The 18,995-nt window shown below is 57.0% G+C and carries 16 protein-coding genes; 8 read left to right on the plus strand and 8 right to left on the minus strand.

Annotated elements, in window-relative coordinates:
• Nucleotides 1-13 precede the first annotated feature (13 nt).
• From recC to recD, 3 genes are read left to right on the plus strand one after another with little or no spacing between them, the layout of a single operon-like run.
• Entirely contained in the window at nucleotides 14-3,460 is a 3,447-nt protein-coding gene (recC, locus tag J1782_RS16350) for an exodeoxyribonuclease V subunit gamma (RefSeq protein WP_217153551.1), read from the plus strand.
• The gene (gene recB / locus J1782_RS16355; protein WP_217153521.1) at nucleotides 3,457-7,134 is read left to right on the plus strand and encodes an exodeoxyribonuclease V subunit beta; all 3,678 of its coding nucleotides are present in this window, start codon (nucleotides 3,457-3,459) and stop codon (nucleotides 7,132-7,134) included. The genes recC and recB overlap by 4 nt, the downstream gene beginning before the upstream one ends.
• Nucleotides 7,131-9,179, plus strand: a complete 2,049-nt coding sequence (gene recD, locus J1782_RS16360; RefSeq protein WP_217153522.1) for an exodeoxyribonuclease V subunit alpha — start codon at nucleotides 7,131-7,133, stop codon at nucleotides 9,177-9,179. The genes recB and recD overlap by 4 nt, the downstream gene beginning before the upstream one ends.
• Here the strand turns inward: recD and J1782_RS16365 are convergent.
• The 6 genes from J1782_RS16365 to J1782_RS16385 all read right to left on the minus strand — a co-directional run bounded on the left by J1782_RS16365 (nucleotide 9,176) and on the right by J1782_RS16385 (nucleotide 12,586).
• Entirely contained in the window at nucleotides 9,176-9,418 is a 243-nt protein-coding gene (locus J1782_RS16365; protein WP_193333085.1) for a hypothetical protein, read from the minus strand. The genes recD and J1782_RS16365 overlap by 4 nt on opposite strands.
• Nucleotides 9,419-9,619: 201 nt before the next feature.
• Nucleotides 9,620-9,751 carry a hypothetical protein gene (locus tag J1782_RS26475; RefSeq protein WP_256443914.1) on the minus strand — a complete coding sequence of 44 codons (132 nt, stop codon included), beginning with the start codon at nucleotides 9,749-9,751 and terminating at the stop codon, nucleotides 9,620-9,622.
• A gap of 76 nt (nucleotides 9,752-9,827) precedes the next feature.
• Nucleotides 9,828-9,935 carry a small membrane protein YniD gene (gene yniD, locus J1782_RS16370; protein WP_095923072.1) on the minus strand — a complete coding sequence of 36 codons (108 nt, stop codon included), beginning with the start codon at nucleotides 9,933-9,935 and terminating at the stop codon, nucleotides 9,828-9,830.
• A gap of 25 nt (nucleotides 9,936-9,960) precedes the next feature.
• Entirely contained in the window at nucleotides 9,961-10,110 is a 150-nt protein-coding gene (locus J1782_RS16375; RefSeq protein WP_165056865.1) for a hypothetical protein, read from the minus strand.
• Nucleotides 10,111-10,208: 98 nt separating this feature from the next.
• Entirely contained in the window at nucleotides 10,209-11,438 is a 1,230-nt protein-coding gene (locus tag J1782_RS16380; protein WP_217153523.1) for an MFS transporter, read from the minus strand.
• The gene (locus tag J1782_RS16385; protein WP_217153524.1) at nucleotides 11,435-12,586 is read right to left on the minus strand and encodes a serine hydrolase; all 1,152 of its coding nucleotides are present in this window, start codon (nucleotides 12,584-12,586) and stop codon (nucleotides 11,435-11,437) included. Before J1782_RS16385 ends, J1782_RS16380 begins: the two co-directional genes overlap by 4 nt.
• A gap of 115 nt (nucleotides 12,587-12,701) precedes the next feature.
• Here J1782_RS16385 and J1782_RS16390 point away from each other — a divergent pair, with 115 nt between their 5' ends.
• The 4 genes from J1782_RS16390 (at nucleotide 12,702) to J1782_RS16405 (ending at nucleotide 16,423) form a co-directional block, all read left to right on the plus strand.
• Complete coding sequence (locus J1782_RS16390; RefSeq protein WP_217153552.1) at nucleotides 12,702-13,610, plus strand: LysR family transcriptional regulator; 909 nt, start codon at nucleotides 12,702-12,704, stop codon at nucleotides 13,608-13,610.
• 28 nt (nucleotides 13,611-13,638) lie between these two features.
• Nucleotides 13,639-14,130 (plus strand): GNAT family N-acetyltransferase, encoded by a 492-nt coding sequence (locus tag J1782_RS16395; protein WP_217153525.1) that lies wholly within the window; start codon nucleotides 13,639-13,641, stop codon nucleotides 14,128-14,130.
• Between the two features lie 112 nt (nucleotides 14,131-14,242).
• Nucleotides 14,243-14,722 carry a 2TM domain-containing protein gene (locus tag J1782_RS16400; RefSeq protein ID WP_217153526.1) on the plus strand — a complete coding sequence of 160 codons (480 nt, stop codon included), beginning with the start codon at nucleotides 14,243-14,245 and terminating at the stop codon, nucleotides 14,720-14,722.
• 138 nt (nucleotides 14,723-14,860) lie between these two features.
• Nucleotides 14,861-16,423: a sensor domain-containing diguanylate cyclase gene (locus J1782_RS16405; RefSeq protein WP_217153527.1), complete on the plus strand. Its 1,563-nt coding sequence runs from the start codon at nucleotides 14,861-14,863 to the stop codon at nucleotides 16,421-16,423.
• Between the two features lie 76 nt (nucleotides 16,424-16,499).
• On the opposite strand, the gene J1782_RS16410 is transcribed toward J1782_RS16405, so the two are convergent.
• Nucleotides 16,500-16,772: a hypothetical protein gene (locus tag J1782_RS16410; RefSeq protein WP_165058524.1), complete on the minus strand. Its 273-nt coding sequence runs from the start codon at nucleotides 16,770-16,772 to the stop codon at nucleotides 16,500-16,502.
• Between the two features lie 90 nt (nucleotides 16,773-16,862).
• A complete protein-coding gene (locus J1782_RS16415) occupies nucleotides 16,863-17,576 on the minus strand; it encodes a DUF3053 domain-containing protein (protein WP_208950485.1) in 714 nt (237 codons plus the stop codon).
• A 169-nt stretch (nucleotides 17,577-17,745) separates the two neighbouring features.
• Here J1782_RS16415 and J1782_RS16420 point away from each other — a divergent pair, with 169 nt between their 5' ends.
• Nucleotides 17,746-18,816, plus strand: coding sequence for a DUF1615 domain-containing protein (locus tag J1782_RS16420; RefSeq protein ID WP_217153553.1), 1,071 nt, complete (start codon nucleotides 17,746-17,748; stop codon nucleotides 18,814-18,816).
• The last annotated feature ends 179 nt before the right edge of the window (nucleotides 18,817-18,995 follow it).

An 18,995-nucleotide genomic window follows, 5' to 3' on the forward strand; every position in this document is an offset into this window, starting at 1 on the left:
GAATTCAGGTTTGATGGTGTTACACGGAAATCACTCAGAGGCGCTGAGGGATATTCTGGTGTCGTGGATGGCGGCGCATCCGCTGTCTCCGCTGGAAAACGAAGTGATTCTGGTGCAAAGCAACGGGATTAATCAGTGGCTGAAACTGGCGCTGGCGCGCGATGTGTCCGAAGGCGGCTGCGGGATCGCGGCTGCGCTGGATATCAAATTACCGGCGCGCTTTTTCTGGCAGGTTTACCGCGCGGTGCTGGGCAAAGATCAGGTGCCGGATTCGTCGCCGTTTGACCGCCCGCTGCTGACCTGGCGGCTGATCCGTCTGTTGCCGGAATTACTGCCTGAACCGGTTTTTGCTCCGCTTGCGCGTTTCTTAAAAGACGACGGTGATATGCGTAAGCTGCATCAGCTGGCGCAGCGTCTGGCGGATTTGTTCGATCAGTATCAGGTTTATCGCGCCGACTGGCTGGAAGACTGGGGCAACGGGCTGGACGTGCTGCGCACCAGCCGCAAAGGCAGTGAGCCGTTGCCGGAAAACCTGCTGTGGCAGCCGCAATTGTGGCGCGCTTTGCTGGCCGATGTGCCTGAAAGCGAACGGGGGACCAGCCGCGCCGCGCTGCATCAGCGTTTTCTGCAACATGCCCAAACCATTCCTGAAGACGAGCGTCCGGCCGGTCTGCCTGCGCGTCTGATTGTCTTCGGGATCTCTTCGCTGCCGCAACAATCATTAGAAGTTCTGGCCGTGCTGGGCCGCTGGACGCACATCTTTATGTGTGTGCATAACCCGTGCGAACACGACTGGAGCGATATTATTGCCGATAAAGATCTGCTGCGCGCGGAACGTGCGCGTCAGCGACGTAAACCGGGCATGCCGCAGGTGATTGCCGAAGGCGATTTACACCAGCATGCACATCCGCTGCTGGCGGCGTGGGGCAAGCAGGGGCGCGATTACATCGGCCTGCTCAATGAATATGACAACCACGAATCCTACGCGTCCACGCTCGCGCCGGTGATCCCGCGCATTGACCTGTTCACCTCCAACGGCGAAGACACTTTATTGCATCAGTTGCAGGAAGATATTCTGCAACTGCGGCCGCTGGCGGAAACGCAGAAAAAATGGCCGGAGATTGATACGCTGAAAGACGAATCCCTGCGTTTTTCGATTACGCACAGTGCCCAGCGAGAAGTGGAAGTGTTGCACGACCGCCTGCTGGCCGCACTGGCCGCCGATCCGACCCTGAAAGCGCGCGATATCATCGTGATGGTGCCGGACATTAATGGCTATGCGCCGCACATTCAGGCGGTGTTTGGCCTGATGGAACGCAGCGATCCGCGCTATATCCCGTTCACCGTGGCCGATCAGGGGCCGCGTCAGAATAACCCGCTGCTCGGTGCGCTCGAAAGCCTGCTGACGTTGCCGCAGTCGCGTTTTGCCGTCAGCGATTTACTGGATTTACTCGATGTGCCGTCGGTGCGTCAGCGATTTGGCATCGGCGAAGAACAGTTGCCGCTGCTCCACCGCTGGATAAGCGCCGCCAACGTACGCTGGGGGCTGCATGCGGAACAGCGTCAGAGTCTGGAACTGCCGCTATCGCCGGAGCAAAACAGCTGGTTCTTCGGTCTGCAACGAATGCTGCTCGGTTACGCCGTCGGCAGCGGTGACGCCTGGCAGGGCATTGAACCGCTGGACGAAATCGGCGGGCTGGAAGCGGCGCTGATTGGTCCGCTCTCGCATCTTTTAAATTGCCTGGATGAAACCTGGCGTCAGCTGTCTGAACCCGCGCCGCCGCAGGTGTGGGGCGAACGTTTGCAGGCGTTGCTGAGCGGTTATTTTGCCGAAGATGACGGCGACGACGGCTTTATTTTAGTGCGTCTGCATACCGAGCTGGAAACCTGGCTTCAGGCCTGTGAAAGCGTCAATCTTCAGGCCGCATTGCCGCTGTCTGTCGTGCGCGAACACTGGCTGGCGCAGTTCGACCAGTCCGGCCTGACGCAGCCATTCTTTGGCGGCGCCGTTACGTTTGCCACACTGATGCCGATGCGCGCTATTCCGTTCCGCCATGTCTACCTGCTGGGGATGAACGACGGTGATTACCCGCGCAACCGCGTGCCGATGGATTTTGACCTGATGGGGCGTGATTACCGGCCGGGAGACCGTTCGCGCCGTGAGGATGACCGTTATCTGTTCCTCGAAGCATTGCTGTCGGCGCGCGAACGCCTGCATATCAGCTGGGTCGGGCGCAGTATTCACGATAATACCGAACGTCCGCCGTCGGTGCTGGTGGCGCAACTGCGCGACCATCTGGCCGCGGGCTGGAAAGCACAGAACGACGGTGATCTGATTCATGCGCTCACCGCCGAACATCGCCTGCAACCCTTTAACCGCGATTACTTCAGCAAGGGCAGTGAGCTTTTCAGCTACGCCCACGAATGGCGCGCCGGGATGGACGCGGATATCAGCGCTGATGCGCCGCAGCCATTGCCGCCGGTCGGGCAGGAAGGGGCGCTTACGCTGCGTCAGCTGGCGGATTTTCTGTCCGATCCGGTGCGCAGTTTCTTCCGCCAGCGGCTGAATATTTACTTCGAACTGGAAGATGCGGGAAGTGAAGATCAGGAGCCGTTTGATATCAATGCGCTGGAAAACTGGCGTTTGCAGGATGAACTGATCCGCGCGCAGAAATGGGCGCTGGAGGCCGGAGAGTCGCGTCAGGATATTTTGCGTCAGCAGCTTGAACGCATCGAACGGCGCGGTGAACTGGCACCGGGCGAATTCGCCGCCGTGCTGAGTGAAGATCTCGCCGAGCCGATGGAGACGCTGTTCGCCAGTTATCAGAGCGTGCTTGATGAATGGCCGCAGACGCTGGCGAATGAAGCGCTGAGCGCTGAAACCGCAGGCGTGATTGTCTCGGACTGGCTCGGTGATTTACGTGCGAACGCCAGCGGGGATCGCGCCCGCGTGGTGCTGGAAAGCATTGGCATCATCAAAGACCGCAATTACCGCCTTGACCGTTTGCTTCCTTATTGGGTCGCGCATCTGGCCGGACACCTCGGCGGACAGCCGATGCACAGCATTATTATCAGTAAAAACGGGACGGCAGAATTACCGCCGCTGGAGATTGCCGACGCGCAGGCGCTCTGGGAGCAACTGATCGAAACCTGGCAACAGGGACAATTAAGGCCGTTGCCGCTGGCGGTCAAAACGGCCTTTGTCTGGCTGAAAAAAGACGGCACCGCGCAAAGCCCGCCGGACAGCGATGCCGGGCTTGCGGCCCGCGACGCCTATGAAAATCACGATCCCGCCAATATGAAATTTGGTGAACGCGACAGCAATCCGTATCTGGCACGCGCGTGGCCGGATTTCGCCACGCTGTGGTCCGGCGGCGAATTCGCCGAACTGGCGGATAAACTGCTGGCACCGCTGAAAAATCATCTTTCCCGCAGCAGCAAAAAAGGAGCGAAAGAATGAAGGAACGCATTTTTCCCTCTGCGCTGAATGTACTGAATTTCCCGCTGACAGGCAGCCGCCTGATTGAGGCCAGCGCCGGGACGGGTAAGACCTTCACCATCGCCGCGCTGTATGTGCGGCTGGTGCTTGGTCACGGTGGCGGGAACGCGTTCGGCCGCCCGCTGACACCGCCAGAAATTTTGGTGGTGACGTTTACGGATGCCGCGACCAAAGAGCTGCGCGACAGGATCCGCGAACGCTTGTCCAGAGCGGCGGCGTGCTTTCTGGAGGATCCGGACCAACCGTCGGCAGGCGACGAATTTTTGCTGAACCTGCGTGCGGAATATCCGCCGGAAGAGTGGGCGGGATGCGCGCGTAAGCTGCAACTGGCGGCGGAATGGATGGATGAATCAGCGGTCTCCACCATTCACGGCTGGTGTAACCGCATGCTCGGTGAACATGCTTTTGACAGCGACAGCCTGTTTACCCAGACGCTGGAAACTGACCAGACCGAACTGCTGATGAACGTGGTGCGCGATTACTGGCGCAGCTTCTATTTTTCCCTGCCGGAACCTGACATCAGGACGCTGCGCGCGTGGTGGCGTTCGCCGGAAGACCTGCACAAGAATGTCTCTCCGCTGCTGGAATACGCTGAGATGCTGGGTACCGACGAAACCCCTGCTGTCATTTTTGAGACAGTGAAGCAGCAAAAAGCCGCAGAGCTGAGCGAGCTGAAAGCGGGCTGGGTGCAATGGATAAAGGAGTTGAAAGTCCTCTTAGATGATGCGTCTGCTAAAAAATTGTTAAATGGGACCAAACTCCGGCCTGCCTATTATGATCCATGGTTCGACAAGCTCCATAGTTGGGCTACTTCAGATGAAATCAAACCTGAGTTAAATAGAGGCTGGGAGCGGTTAACTAATGCGGGTCTTAAAGATGCGTGGAAGGGCGAACCGCCTGCGCATCCGGCGCTGACGGCAATGGAAACACTGAAAGCGCGTCTGGAAACGTTGCCCGATGCCCGCAGCGGCCTGCTGCAACATGCCTGCCGCTGGATTGAAAACCGTTTTGACGTCGAACAGAAAAAACGGGCGCAGATGGGCTTCAACGATTTGCTGACCCGCCTTGACGCCGCGCTGCGCAGCGATAACGGCGAACGGCTGGCGGAGATTATCCGCACGCAATTCCCGGTGGTGATGATCGACGAATTTCAGGATACCGATCCGCTGCAATACCGGATTTTCGACACCGTTTACCGCGTGGCCGGAAACGCGCCGGAGCAGGGGCTGATCCTGATCGGCGACCCGAAACAGGCGATTTATGCCTTCCGCGGTGCCGACATTTATACTTATCTGCGCGCCCGTCGTGACACCGGTGGGCGTCACTACACGCTGGCGACTAACTTCCGTTCTACCCGTGCGATGGTGGCATCAGTTAACAGCGTATTTTCGCTGGCCGAAGACCGTACTGCCGGAGAAGGTGCATTCCTGTTCCGCCGTGGCGATGAAAATCAGGTGCCGTTCCTGCCGGTGGACGCTCAGGGACGCAAAGAAACCTGGGAGATTGACGGAAAAGAAGCCGCGGCCATGACCTTGTGGTATCCGGAAAATCAGACCGACGCGCTGCCGAAAATGCAATACGCCCAGCTGATGGCCGAAGGCTGCGCGACGGAAATTGTCCGTTTGCTGCGCCTCGGGCAGCAGGGCGCGGCCGGTTTCAGCCAGCCGGAAAAACCGTTTAAACCGGTCGAGCCGGGAGACATTGCCGTGCTGGTGAATACCGGTCGGGAAGCGGCGGCGATCCGCACGGCACTGTCCAAACGCGGCGTGCGCAGTGTGTACCTTTCTGACAAAGAATCCATTTTTCAAAGTGCGCAGGCGGGCGAATTGCAGTTCTGGCTGGCGGCCTGCGCCGCACCGGAAAACGATCGTCTTCTGCGCGCCGCGCTGGGCACGCCTTCGCTGCATTTAAGCTGGGAAGCGCTGGATCGCCTGAATCAGGATGAAAACGAGTGGGAACGCTACGTTCATCAGTTTCAGCAACTGCGTCTGTGCTGGCGCAAACAGGGCATTTTGCCAATGCTGCGGCGTCTGATGTGGGAGTTTGACGTACCGCGTCATCTGCTCGCGCACGGCGACGAAAGGGCGCTGACCGATTTGCTGCACCTTTCCGAATTGCTGCAACAGGCCAGCGTGCAGCTTGATGGCGAACATGCACTGATCCGCTGGCTGGCGGAGCAGTGTCAGGATGAAAATCAGGGCGGCGATGCGCGCAAGCTGCGTCTGGAAAGTGACGCAGCGCTGGTGAAAGTGGTTACCGTACATAAATCCAAAGGGCTGGAATATCCGCTGGTGTTCCTGCCGTTTGCCTGCGCATTCCGCGCGGTGAAAAAACAGGATTCGCCGCTGAAATGGCATACGCCGGAAGGTGAACTTGAAATTGCGCTGAGCGCCACGGAAGAGCTGCGCGAGCTGGCAGACCGCGAACGTCTGGGCGAGGATCTGCGTAAATTCTACGTGGCGCTGACCCGCTCGCGTTACGCGCTGTGGCTCGGCATGGCGCCGCTGAAAGAGTTTGAGAAAAGCGCGCCGGGTTACCTTTTTCACGGCGGCGAACCGGTTGAGGCTGAAGAGTTGCCCGCCAGTTTGCAGGCGCTGGAAACGGAAAATATTCAGGCGTGGCCGCTGCCGGTGCCGGTCGGCGTGGTGTACCGCAGCGAGCAGGCGTTGCCGGAGCTCGGACCGCGTCCGCCGTTGCGCACGCACAAAGGCCCGCGCTGGTGGGTATCGAGTTTTTCCGGCCTGCAAATCGCGCCGGCCGGTACTTATATTGTGCCGGAAGCGCTGAATCGTGAACCGCCGGTTGAAATCGAAAGTGCCGCGCAGGACAGCTATTTAGAAGATAAAAAGTCAGAGAACAAAGAGCCTGCCGACGGGCTTTTGCAGCCGATGACCGGTGAGAATTTATATGCTTTCCCGCGCGGGCCTGCGCCGGGTAATTTCCTGCACGGTTTGCTGGAATGGGCAGGCGATGAAGGTTTTGCCGCACTGGCGGAAAACCCGGAGCGAATCGCCGATCAGGTGGCGCGGCGCTGTAATACGCGTGGCTGGGAGCAGTGGATTGTTCCGCTGACCGGCTGGCTGACCGCATTGCTGACACAGCCGCTGGCGTTGCCGGGCGGAGAGAGTTTCACGCTGGCCGCACTGCCGCCATATCAGGTGGAAATGGAGTTCTGGTTCTCGCTATCGCAGGTGTCCACGCGGCGTCTTGATACTGTCGTTCAGCACTTCACTCTTGAGGGCGCAGAGCGCGCACCGCTGCTGGCGGAAGAGCTTAACGGCATGCTGAAAGGTTTTATCGATCTGGTATTTGAGCACAACGGGCGTTATTACGTGCTGGATTACAAATCCAACTGGCTTGGCGATGATGCCACCGGTTATGACCAGACGGCCATGACGCAGTCGATGCGGGATCACCGTTACGATTTGCAGTTCACGCTCTATTTGTTTGCGCTGCATCGCTTGCTGAAATCCCGTTTGCCGGATTACGACTACGATCGCCATATCGGCGGTGCGGTGTATTTATTCCTGCGCGGCAGCCACGCGCCGGGCAACGGGGTCTGCGTCCAGCGGCCGGATAAAGCATTAATGGAAGAACTCGACGTTCTTTTCAGCCGCACTGAGGAACGCGCATGAAAATCAACAGCCGTGAAGATATTTTAAAACTGCTGGCCAGCTGGGTGGAGTGCGGCTGGCTGCGTGAACTGGATCGCGCGCTGGTGACGTTTCTGGCAAAGGAAGTGCCGGATGCACACCCGCTTTTATTACTGGCGACGGCGCTGACCAGCTACCAGCTGGGGCGCGGCCATGTGTGTCTGGATTTACAGGCCACGCTGGCGGACAGCGCGTTTTCGCTCTCGCTTCCGCCCGATGGCGATCACTCCGATGGCGCGATTTCCCGTCCGTCGGCGGTGCTTGACGATCTGAGCCTGGAAGAGTGGATGGCGGCGCTGGTAAACCCGCAACTGGTGGGCAGCGGCGACGGCAATTCGCCGCTGGTGCTCGCCGGACATCGCCTGTATCTGCGGCGTTACTGGCAGTACGAGCAGAATGTGCGCGAGGCCGTTGAACAACGCCTGAGCCGAACACAGCTGAATGCGCTGCCTACTGAATCGCTGCGCATGTCACTCGATGCCCTGTTCCCGCAGGCCGGAAATGCAGGGCAGGTGAACTGGCAGAAACTGGCATGCGGGCTGGCGGCGGGGAGTGCGTTCAGCATTATTACCGGCGGCCCCGGCACCGGGAAAACCACCACGGTTGTGCGTCTGCTGGCGTTATTGCAGGCGCTGGCGCTGGAAGAAAACGGCCAGCCGCTGCGTATCCGGCTGGCTGCGCCGACCGGTAAAGCGGCGGCTCGTCTGAACGAATCGGTGGCCGGCGCGGTTTCCCGGTTAGATCTGCACGCGCTGAACAACGGCGATGCGGTGCGCGACAGCATTAATACCGACGTGGTGACGCTTCACCGTCTGCTCGGCAGCAGACCGGATACCCGGCATTTCCGGCATCATGCGGGCAATCCGCTGATGCTCGACGTGCTGGTGGTGGACGAAGCGTCGATGGTTGATCTGGAAATGATGGCAGCACTGCTGGCCGCACTGCCGCAGAATGCGCGCCTGATCCTGCTCGGCGATAAAGATCAGCTGGCCTCGGTGGAAGCCGGTGCGCTGCTCAGCGAGTTATGTCAGCGTGCCAGCAGCGGGCACTATCTGCCACAAACTCGTGACTGGCTGCAAAGCGTGACGGGGGAAAAAATCCCGGATGCGCTGGTCGATCCGGCGGGAACGGCGATGGATCAGGCCGTGGTGATGCTGCGCCACAGCTACCGTTTTGATGCGCAAAGCGGCATCGGACAGCTGGCGGAAGCGGTCAACGACGGCGATGTCAAAGCGCTGAAACAGGTCTGGAAACAGGGCTATGCCGATCTTGCTCAGCTTACGCTTAACGCGGATGACGATACCGAACTGCGTGACTGGGTCATTAACGGCGCGGCGGGGCGGTTTCCGGCTGCACAAAGTCGCAAAGGCGTCGAGCCGCCAGTCGGTTACCGCCATTATCTGAACGTGATGACAGATGAACGTCCGGCCGATGATGCGCCGCCGGAAGCGTTCAGCGCCTGGGCGGCGAAAGTGCTGCTGGCGTACAGTCAGTTTCAGCTGTTGTGCGCTTTGCGTGGCGGACGCTGGGGCGTGGAAGGGCTGAACCTGCGGATCGCGGAAATTCTGTATAAAGACGGGCTGCTGAAAGCATCGGTCGGTTGGTTCCCGGGGCGTCCGGTGCTGGTGACGCGCAATGATTACAGCCAGCGGCTGATGAACGGCGATATCGGTATCACGCTGGAAATTCCTCACCGGCTGGTGGATGGTTCCGTGGTGCCGGTGCTGCGCGTGGCATTTCTGACCGGCGACGGCACTCAGGATATCCGCTGGGTGATGCCGGGGCGGTTGCAGGCAGTCGAAACGGTGTTTGCCATGACAGTGCATAAATCGCAGGGTTCTGAATTTACCCATACGGCGCTGCTATTGCCGGACAATCTCAGCCCGATCCTGACACGCGAGCTGATTTACACCGGTATTACCCGCGCGCGTCATTGGTTCAGTCTGGGATGTGTGGGAGGAATTAACGCGGTGCTGCCGGAAGCCGTTCAGCGCAGGGTGCTGCGCGCCAGCGGGCTGATTAATTAAAACTCGTATTCGTGCATTTTTGCCGGTTTACGCAGCGGGCGGGCTTTCGGGCCCGCGACTTTCGTGGCTTTGTGCGGATCGCCCGCAACAAACTCCAGCGTGGGCGAGTAGTAAAAAGGCAGCCAGCCGCCGTAGCCATTCTCCCACTCCCAGCGAACCGGGCAGGGCCACAGAATGTCTTCGAACATAATGTAATAGGTCCATCGCCCGTGCGGACGACGCGGTTTGCGGTTATTCATAAGCAGACGGTCAGGCTCTTAAACATCACGGGGTATATTTTCGCCTGCACGGCATCAGGTTTCAAGCCCGCTGGCCGATTTGTTGATTATTTAATCAGCAAGACGTGACCAACAGACGTTCAGTACCGCAGCGGTTAGCCTGAATCAGGGCAAGATATTTGGGCAGGAAGGGCGGAGTGAAAACTGAAATACGGGATAAAGTCAGGGGCGGCGCATTTCTTCCAGAAAGATGAAGAACTGGCTGATCCGCAGGCTGATACTGCCGATATCAAACAAAACCATTCCCCAGACAATCATGATCAGGACTAACAGAACTTCTGCCACACGGAACATGCCGTGTTACCTCCTTGTATTCACACGGGAAATAACTTAACTCAAATTGATAGTGTGGACAACCCGTCCGGGGAGATTATCCCCAGATCATGGCGGCCCAGCGGAGGAGCATCAGCGCACCACAGATGCAAAGAAGCACCACCACCATTTTCCAGTGTTTGGCCATCATCCGTTTTGTCACCATTTTTCCTCCCTGTTTTGGGGGGCATTTAGCCCGCCATATGCTGATCGACATAGTGAACAACATGTTCTTTGAGTTCTGGCACCGTCTGATCGGCGAGCCATTCGAAGGCCATCAGCAGCAGGGCTGCTGTGGCCAGAACGGTTAAGAACAAACCCGCTTTTTTACGCGCTTCCATGGATCTCATTATTTCTAATTTGCCTGTTTTTTACTCTACCAGAACAGGCCGGGATCCGGGAAGAATTCAGGCGTCTGGTTCGGGAAAGGTTTAAGAAATTATACCTTTTGTGCCTTTCCGAAACTTTGATCCTGCGCCTGATGCGCGTGAGAATGCCGCGGGCCGGGCCTGAAGCCCTGTTTTCTGGCACACCAGGCAATCAGTAAACCGGCAACCAGCAGAATCTGCATTGCCCACGGGAAGACACCAATCCCGGCAGTTTCCAGCAGTATTCCGCCGGACAAACTGCCGCCCGCAATGGCCAGATTCCAGGCCACCACGACCATCGATTGCGCCATGTCTGCGTGTTCACCTGTGGCATCGGCAATCGCGGTTTGCAGTAACGTCGCCGCGCCGCCGAACGTCAGCCCCCAAACCGCAACACACAGCGTCACGATGAGCGCGGAGTGGCTGCTGAGCGCCAGCACCAGTGAGGTCACCGCAAACAGCGCCAGGCTGGTGAGCAATGTCTGGCGCAGACGTTTATCCACCAGCATGCCGGTCAGCCCGATTCCCGCCAGTGCGCCAATGCCAAACACCAGCAGGATTTGATCCGCATGACCGGCCAGACCGGAGAGCCGAAGGAACGGCACGATGTAGGTATAAAGCAGGTTGTGGGTCAGCATCCACAGCAGGATCACCGCCAGAATGCTGCGCACGCCCGGCATCTGAATGACCTGTCGCAGCGACTGTCGCTCTCCGGCTTCCTGACCGGGATAATCCGGCACCTTGCGCAGCACCCAGACCACCAGCAGTAACGTCATCGCAGACATCACTCCGAAGGCCATCCGCCAGCCGAGCAGCGTACCCATCCAGGTTCCCAGCGGCACGCCAACCGACAGTGCCACCGGCGTGCCCACCATGGCAACTGACAGCGCGCGCCCCTGCTGATGTGCGGGTACCATGCGCCGCGCGTAGCTGGCCAGTAATCCCCACGCCAGTCCGGCGGCGGCACCGGCCATCCAGCGGGCAAACAGCGTCAGGGCAAAATTCGTAGAGAACGTGGTCAGCGTGTTGAAAATCAGGAAACCGGCGATGGCCGTCAGCAGCGCCGTGCGGCGGTTCCAGCCCCGCGTCAGGGCAACCAGCGGCAGTACGGCCAGCACAGAACCGGCGGCATACGCGGTAATCATCTGACCCGCCATGGCCTGCGACACGTCAAGGCCATCGGCAATTTGCGGCAGTAATCCTGCGGGCAGCGTTTCCGTCATGATGGCAATAAAACCGGTCAGCGCCATCGCCAGCAAGGCGGAGAGCGGAAGCGGCGTCTTTTTCGGTGTCTGATTCATGACTTCACTCCATATACCGCATCGCGTAATTCATTTACAAAAGCACCCGACATCCCTTCGTACAATGTGTTGGTGAAGGCGACAACGCTCAGCCCTGCGGCGCGATCGACAAACCAGGAATGACCGTAAGCGCCGCCCCAGCGCCAGGTGCCGGAGGATTCCGGCGACGCAGCTGCCTGCGGATCGCGCAGGACGGAAAAGCCCAGTCCGAAACCGGTGCCCGGCATGTCCGGCAGTTCAAGGCCGCCGGTCTGGTCGCGACCCATTTCATCCACCTGCACCGGTGTCAGTAACGGGTATCCACCCTGACGAAGCATTTCCAGCATTTTCATCACGTCGTGCGCGCCGCTGATCATTCCGGCTCCGGCAGACGGGAAAGCCTTTGCATCCAGCGCCCTGAGAGGCGAATACGCGATGCCCACGGTGTCTTCGAAGGCGGCGACCTTTTCGCCTTCCTGCAAGCGGTGAGGCACGGGGGAATCGCTGACATACGGCGTCGCCAGTCGCGCCGGATTGGCGGTATAAAACGCGGTGTCGTTCATGTCCAGCGGGCCGGTCAGCAGGTTTTTCACCACGTCGCCGAGCGGTTGCTGACAAACCTGTTCAAGCATTGCACCAAGCACGTCTACAGCAAGGGAATATCCCCATGAGGTGCCAGGCGCATACAATAAAGGGACAGCGGCCAGACGACGCAGGTTTTCCTCCAGCGAAATCCCGCTGTTATCCATGCCGTCAGAAACACCGGCAAGTGCATACGGACCCTGCTCATCAGGCTCGAAAAAGCGGTAACTCAGGCCGGCTGTATGGCTTAATAAATTTCGCACGGTGATCTGCGCGGGCTGGCCACCGGCAAGGGAAGGGGAAAATTCCGGCAGCCATGTCTGAATATTGTCATCGAGCGCCAGTTTACCTTGTGAAACTAAGATCATCGCGACGGTTGATACGATGGGTTTGCTGACTGACGCCAGACGGAACAGCGTATTTTCTGTCATTGGCCGCCCGGCCTCGCGGTCAGCCAGCCCGGCGGCGTGGTGATAAATCAGCTCGCCTTGTTTAGCGACCAGCAAAACGGCACCCACAAGGCGTTGTGAGGCGATCGCCGTTTCAATGACGAGGTCGAGGCGGGATTTCAGCGTGGAGGAATTCATGGTGTTATCTCAGTTTCTGAATGTGTTAAATCACGATAGAGAACTCCTCAGTACGGAAAAAGTAGGGTAGATTTCCAGAATATACGGACACAAATGTCCGCAATGAGAGGTGGCAGTGGAAAGTCTGAGCAGCCTGAATGTGTTTGTACACGTCGCGGAAACCCGCAGTTTTGTTGCGGCCGGTCGCCTGCTGGGCGTTTCCGCCTCGGCGGTGGGCAAAACTATTGCGCGCATGGAAGCCAAGCTGAATGTTCGCTTGTTTCACCGCAACACCCGCAGCGTGACGCTGACGGCAGAGGGCGCGCTGTTTCTCGAGCGCAGCCGCCGGATTGTTGCTGAACTGGAAGCGGCGGAAAGCGAGTTGTTGCAGCTTTCCGAATCCCCGCGTGGTCGTTTGCGGCTGAGCCTGCCGCAGGTCAGCACGCTGCTGTTGCCAGTGCTGGGCGAATTTATGCGGCGTTACCCGGATATCGAACTGGATCTTGATTTCACCGATCGCATTGTTGATGTGGTGGACGAAGGGTTTGACGCCGTGGTGCGCACCGGTCAGATGGCGGATTCGCGCCTGTCAATGCGTAAACTGGGGACGTTTCGCCATTTACTGGTGGGTTCACCGGCGTATTTCAAAGAGTATGGCGTTCCGGTTTCGCCGCCCGATTTGCTGAACCACCGGTGCCTGCATTTTCGTTTCCCAAACAGCGGAAAGCTGGAAACCTGGCCGCTTTCCGGATATCAGGATCTGGCTCTTCCGGTTTCGATGGTTTGTAATAATATCGAGACGCGCCAGTGTTTTGCGTTGCAGGGCCTGGGCATTACGTGTCTGCCGGATTTCAGTATCCGCAAAGAGCTGGCAAAGGGGCAACTGGTCACCGTGCTCAATGAGTATGTCAGCCGCAGCGCCGACTTTTTCATTCTCTGGCCGTCGGGTAGGTATATGACGCCGAAACTGCGGGTGCTGATCGACTTTCTCAGCGAGCGGGTTTTCCCTGAAATCCCGGAACTGGCTTTACTCTGTCTTAATTAACCGTGTCTGTAATGTAGGGAGTTTTTTGATGAACAACGCTGTTGTAATTGAACGCTTTTCTGCCGCTGACCAGCGCGGCGTGGTAGAGGTGATTTTGCCTATTCAGAATCAGGAGTTTGGTATTCCGATCACTGAACACCAGCAGCCAGATCTGAGCGATATTCCGCAGTTTTATCAGCAAGGTTCCGGCGATTTTTGGGTGGCCAAAAGTTGCGGAAAAGTGGTGGGTACGCTGGGGCTGAAGGATATCGGTAATGCACAGGCGGCGTTGCGCAAAATGTTTGTCAGTGCGCCCTACCGTGGTCGGGAATTTGGGGTGGCTGCATTGCTGCTGAATACGTTGTTGCAACACGCGCAGTCTGAAAACGTCAGGGACATTTTTCTGGGTACAACCGACAAGTTTCTGGCCGCGCATCGCTTTTACGAAAAAAACGGGTTTGAAGAAGTGACAGTACCTGAACTGCCGCAAGCTTTCCCACGGATGGTTGTAGACAGCAAGTTCTATAAGCTAACTTTCTGATTGTAAAAGTTGTCACTAAGCTGTCGTGTAGATGTCAGGTTGCTGACGTGTTGATTGCCGGTCACGTATTGCATGCTGTTTCTGTGTTCAACATTCACGTAAAGGTAAAAATATGAATCAGAGCAAAATCAGACAACTCAGGATCTCCCGCGCGTGGTCGCAGGAACAGCTGGCAGAACTTTCTTCACTCAGCGTGCGCACCGTTCAGCGTATCGAAAACGGCGAACAGGCGAGCCTTGAAACGCTCGGTGCGATTGCGGCAGCGTTTGATATCAAGGTTTCAGAACTGACAGAAAACGATCCGCAATTTGGGGCGACGCCCGAACAGGCGCTGGACGGTCAAATCGAAAAAGCCAGAAAGCAGGTTGAGGAAGAAAGCGGGTTTTACCGTTCGGTGGTCTTCTGGGCGGTGATCAATATCGGTTTGTTTGCGATTAACCATTACACCTCGCCTCATACCCTCTGGTTCGTCTGGCCGCTGTGTATCTGGGGCGGCATTTTGCTGATCCGCGGACTGGGGATTTTTGTGTTCCGCGGCTCCGTCGAACGCTGGCAAAAAGCGCGTTTACAGAAACTGATCCGCAAGCCGTGATGTGCGGGCGTCATAATTAGGACAGAGTGCTGCCTGCAAATTCAAAGAAGACCGCCCTGACTGAGACATATCAAATTTCCGGCTGAACATGCTGCTATCCTCTGTAGTATTCATGGTTATCAGCTCAACGGACAGAGAATGGATCAGCCCCGGCGGTTTGCATTTACTCTTAAAAGACTGATATTGCTTCTGGCTCTGGTGAGTACGCTCATCATTTTGCTCAGCAGCTATCTGGCTATTTTTCAGGTCGAGAGAAAACTTCTTATCGATTCCTCGCTGCGCGCCAGTCAGTCCTACGCGGCGCGACTGTCCCTGACGGCCGATCTTTTCTTCAATGCTGCGCAAAAACAGCTGGTCTTCAGCGCCGGTTTGCTGGGCGAAGAGTTCGATAATCTTTATGCCGTCGCCGAAGAAGCGGACCGTTTGCAGATCCAGAGCAAGCGCTACAGTTCTGTTCTGGTGGTGGACAAATCCGGCGTGGTTCGCGCGGCGTCGAGAAACTCCGCCAATATGACCGGTCTCAGGCTGGTGTCAGACGCCAACACGCAGGCGCTGACCACGCAAAATCCGGTGATCAGTTCCCCTTTCCGCACCGCACAAAATAATCACATTATTGCCATGTCAGTACCCATCCGTAATACGCGGGGAAAGTATCTCGGCTACCTGGTGGCGGAAATTACCCTGCAACAGGGCGGCATTATTGATTCGCTGATCAACGCCCGGAATTACCGCAAGGACGCGTATATCTACGTGATCGACAACGAAGGCGACGTGCTGTACCGCGCCGCTGACGGCTGGACGGAAAGTACGCCTCAGGGAAACGTGAACAAAGCGCTGCTCGAAGGCCGCGATCAGGGTTTCCTGCACATGAAAAATTTGCAGGGCGAAGATTCTCTGGCCGGGTTCTCCACGATGGAAATCTCAGGCTGGACGGTGCTGGTGCTGCACCCGGCGCGGGCTGACGTCGTGCTGCTGTATCAGGTAATGTTGCAGGTTCTGATTTATACGCTGCCATTTGTCATTCTGGTGTTTATCGTGATCTGGCTGCTGGCGCGCTACATTTCCCGCCCGCTGCGCCAGCTCGCGTCGAAAGCCGACACCATGGATTCACAAGATGTGTCGGCAGAAATTCAGCAGATTAACGCCTGGTATTATGAAGCGTCGAAGCTGAAAAGCGTGATGTTGCAGGGCATCCGCCTGTTACATCAGCGCATTGAGAAGCTCAGTACGCAGGCGCATACCGACCCGATGACCGGCCTGCTGAACCGGCGCGGGTTGTATGAACAGGTGGATAAGTTGCTCGGCGAGGAGTCGCAGATCGGGGTGATCACCCTCGATATCGATCACTTTAAGGTGATCAACGATACGTTCGGGCATGACGTGGGAGACGCAGTGATTACGCAGCTTTCGCGTCTTATTTTGGGAAACTCGCGCGATGACGATTTGCTGTGTCGCATGGGCGGGGAAGAGTTTCTGTTGCTGCTGCCGGGCACCTCGCTGACGCGGGCGGTTCAGCTGGCGGAACGGTTGCGGCGTCAGGTCGCCGGGCATAATTTTGAAGGTGCCGGAAACGTGACGATTTCGCTGGGCGTCACCCATTTTAATCCCGCAAAAGTGAACATCGACAGCGCGCTGAAATCGGCAGACAAGGCTTTGTATCAGGCGAAAAATGACGGGCGAAACTGCGTGGTGAGCCGTTAATGCGTTGAAGGGAGTTATCGTAAGGTTACTGTAAAAAGGCCCGGTTTTTGACCTGGCCTTTTGTATTGCGTATCGCTTAGCGGCTGCCGGGCAGCAACGATTCTGCACATTTGAAGACATCTTCACGGAATTTCCGCGAGGCGTCGTCCAGATCGGCCTGATTGGCGACGTCGGCACGGTTAGCTTCCAGCGCCTGATTGACGGCCACGGTAAAGGCATTTTCCTGACTGGCGTTCAGCACGTTGCCCACGCTGCCAAACAGCAGGCGCATGGCGGAAATCTGCACCAGCAGTTCACGGTTTACGCGTTCAAGCTGGTCTACACGTTTCGTCAGGGTTTCGTCGTTCATGGGTGTCTCCTTATTTAATTGCCGCACACCATAGCAAAAGCACCGGCATGAAAAAACCACCTTGCGGCGGCGATGGAGACGTCTTCCTGTTTAACGCACCATTTGCTGCATCTGGCGGCTCAGTTGCATCAGCTGCGCATTCAGCGGCACCAGTTGCTGCTGGATGGCGTTGTATTTATCCAGCTGTTTCTGGTTGGCAAATTGCAGGCGATTCCCGGTAATGGTGACATTTTTGCCCTGACTTTTGATGAAGTCGGCTTTTGCCACAATCAGGTTGAGCACCTGGGGCAGCAAATCAAAGACTTGTTCGGTGACGGCCGCCGGTTTGCTTATCGTTTTCTCATAGGCCAGGTCGTACACTTTTTTCAGGTCATTCGGCTGCCTGAGCGCCGCGTGCTGCGTGTCGGCCTGCGTTTTGAGCAGCACGATTTTCTCTTTCCAGTTCGCGCTGCTGTCGGCCATTTTTTTCAGGTCGTCGCGTTGATCAAGCAGGTTATTCACACTGTTAACGCCGTTCATTCCGGCAAAAACCGGCACCAGCGAGGAATCCAGCTCGATATTCATCTGATGATGGAAGCCGGTAATGATCGCGTAATCTTTGCTGTAATCCCCAAACTCTTTGGTTTGTGCCTGCGTCAGTTGAGGGACGGCTAAAACCGGCTTGTCCAGAATGCGGGACTGGAGAAAATCCATGAAGGCTTTGCGCTGGGCCGGTTCTTTGTCGCCGCATCCGCTGACCACAAAAATCATCAGCAGCAGCATAAAAGGCATCAAAAATGCGCGGCTAAAGTGTGAGTTCTGCATAAATTCCTTGCTCCCTAAGCTCCGTTATCTGGATCCTAACCTTACTGAGAAAGGCTATTTTTTGCTAGATAGTTGCCGATATCTTCGTTAACGTCTTCGGCAAAGCCATTGATTCAGGGAATGTTTAACGTTGAACGTAAAGCGATTTTCAATTAACCGATCTGCCGTGATGCTGGCTGTGATGATCCTCGCCGGATGTACAACGGGAAAGAAAACCGAAGCGCCTGTGCAGAATCCGCGTGACGTCAAAGCCGATATCGTGCGGCTGATGCCGTCTTCCGCACCGGACAGAAAAGGCTGGGCGACGGACATTACCGCCGCTTTCACCGCGCAGGGTATTCCGGCGACGACGGAAAATATCTGTTCGGTGCTGGCGGTAGCGCAGCAGGAATCGAATTTCAATGCTGATGCGCCGGTACCGGGGCTGGGAAAAATCGCGTGGAAAGAAATCGATCGTCGCGCGGATGCGGTTCATGTGCCGAATTTCCTGGTTCACACCGCGCTGCTGATTAAATCTCCGAACGGAAAGTCCTACAGCGAGCGGCTGGATAACGTAAAAACCGAGAAGCAGCTCAGCGCCATTTTTGATGACTTCATCAACATGGTGCCGATGGGGCAGAAGTTGTTCGGGAATCTGAATCCGGTGCATACCGGCGGGCCGATGCAGGTCAGCATCGCGTTTGCCGAAGAACATGCCAAAGGCTACCCGTACACAATTGACGGCACAATCCGCAATGAAGTGTTCAGCCGTCGCGGCGGCGTCTATTTCGGCGTGAAGCATCTGCTGGGGTATCCGGCCAGTTATTCCCAGCCGCTGTACCGTTTTGCTGATTTTAATGCCGGGTGGTACGCCAGCCGGAACGCGGCTTTCCAGAGCGCGGTGAGCAAGGTGACGGGAATTCCGCTGGCGCTGGACGGTGATCTGATTAACTACGGCACCGATAAACCGGGTGGCACGGAGCTGGCGGTGAGAACGCTGTCGAAGCGGCTGGACATCAGTCATTCCGCCATACGTAAAGCGCTGGAGAAGGGCGAGCAGCCGGAGTTTGAGGAAACCAACTTGTACAAACAGGTTTATGCGCTGGCGGATAAAACCACCGGTAAGCGTCAACCCCGCGAGTTGTTGCCGGGGATTACGCTCGAAAGCCCGAAAATCACCCGCAAGCTGACCACCGCGTGGTTCGCAAAGCGGGTAGACGGACGCCGCGCGGATTGCATGAAACGCGCATCTGCCGGGTAATCCACTGGAGGGAATATTCCTAAAGCCCGCTGATTTTCAGCAGGCTTTAGGTTTTATCATCAGCCTGTAGCCACCGTCAGCGGCGGGTTGCGCGTTATTTCCCAACGAATATAAATTGCGTCAATATAATAGCGATGAAATAAAAGCTTGCTTAATAAATCCCCCTGTGTGTAAATAGC

This window comes from Rahnella sp. BCC 1045 (assembly GCF_019049615.1).
Taxonomy (GTDB): Bacteria; Pseudomonadota; Gammaproteobacteria; order Enterobacterales; family Enterobacteriaceae; genus Rahnella; species Rahnella contaminans.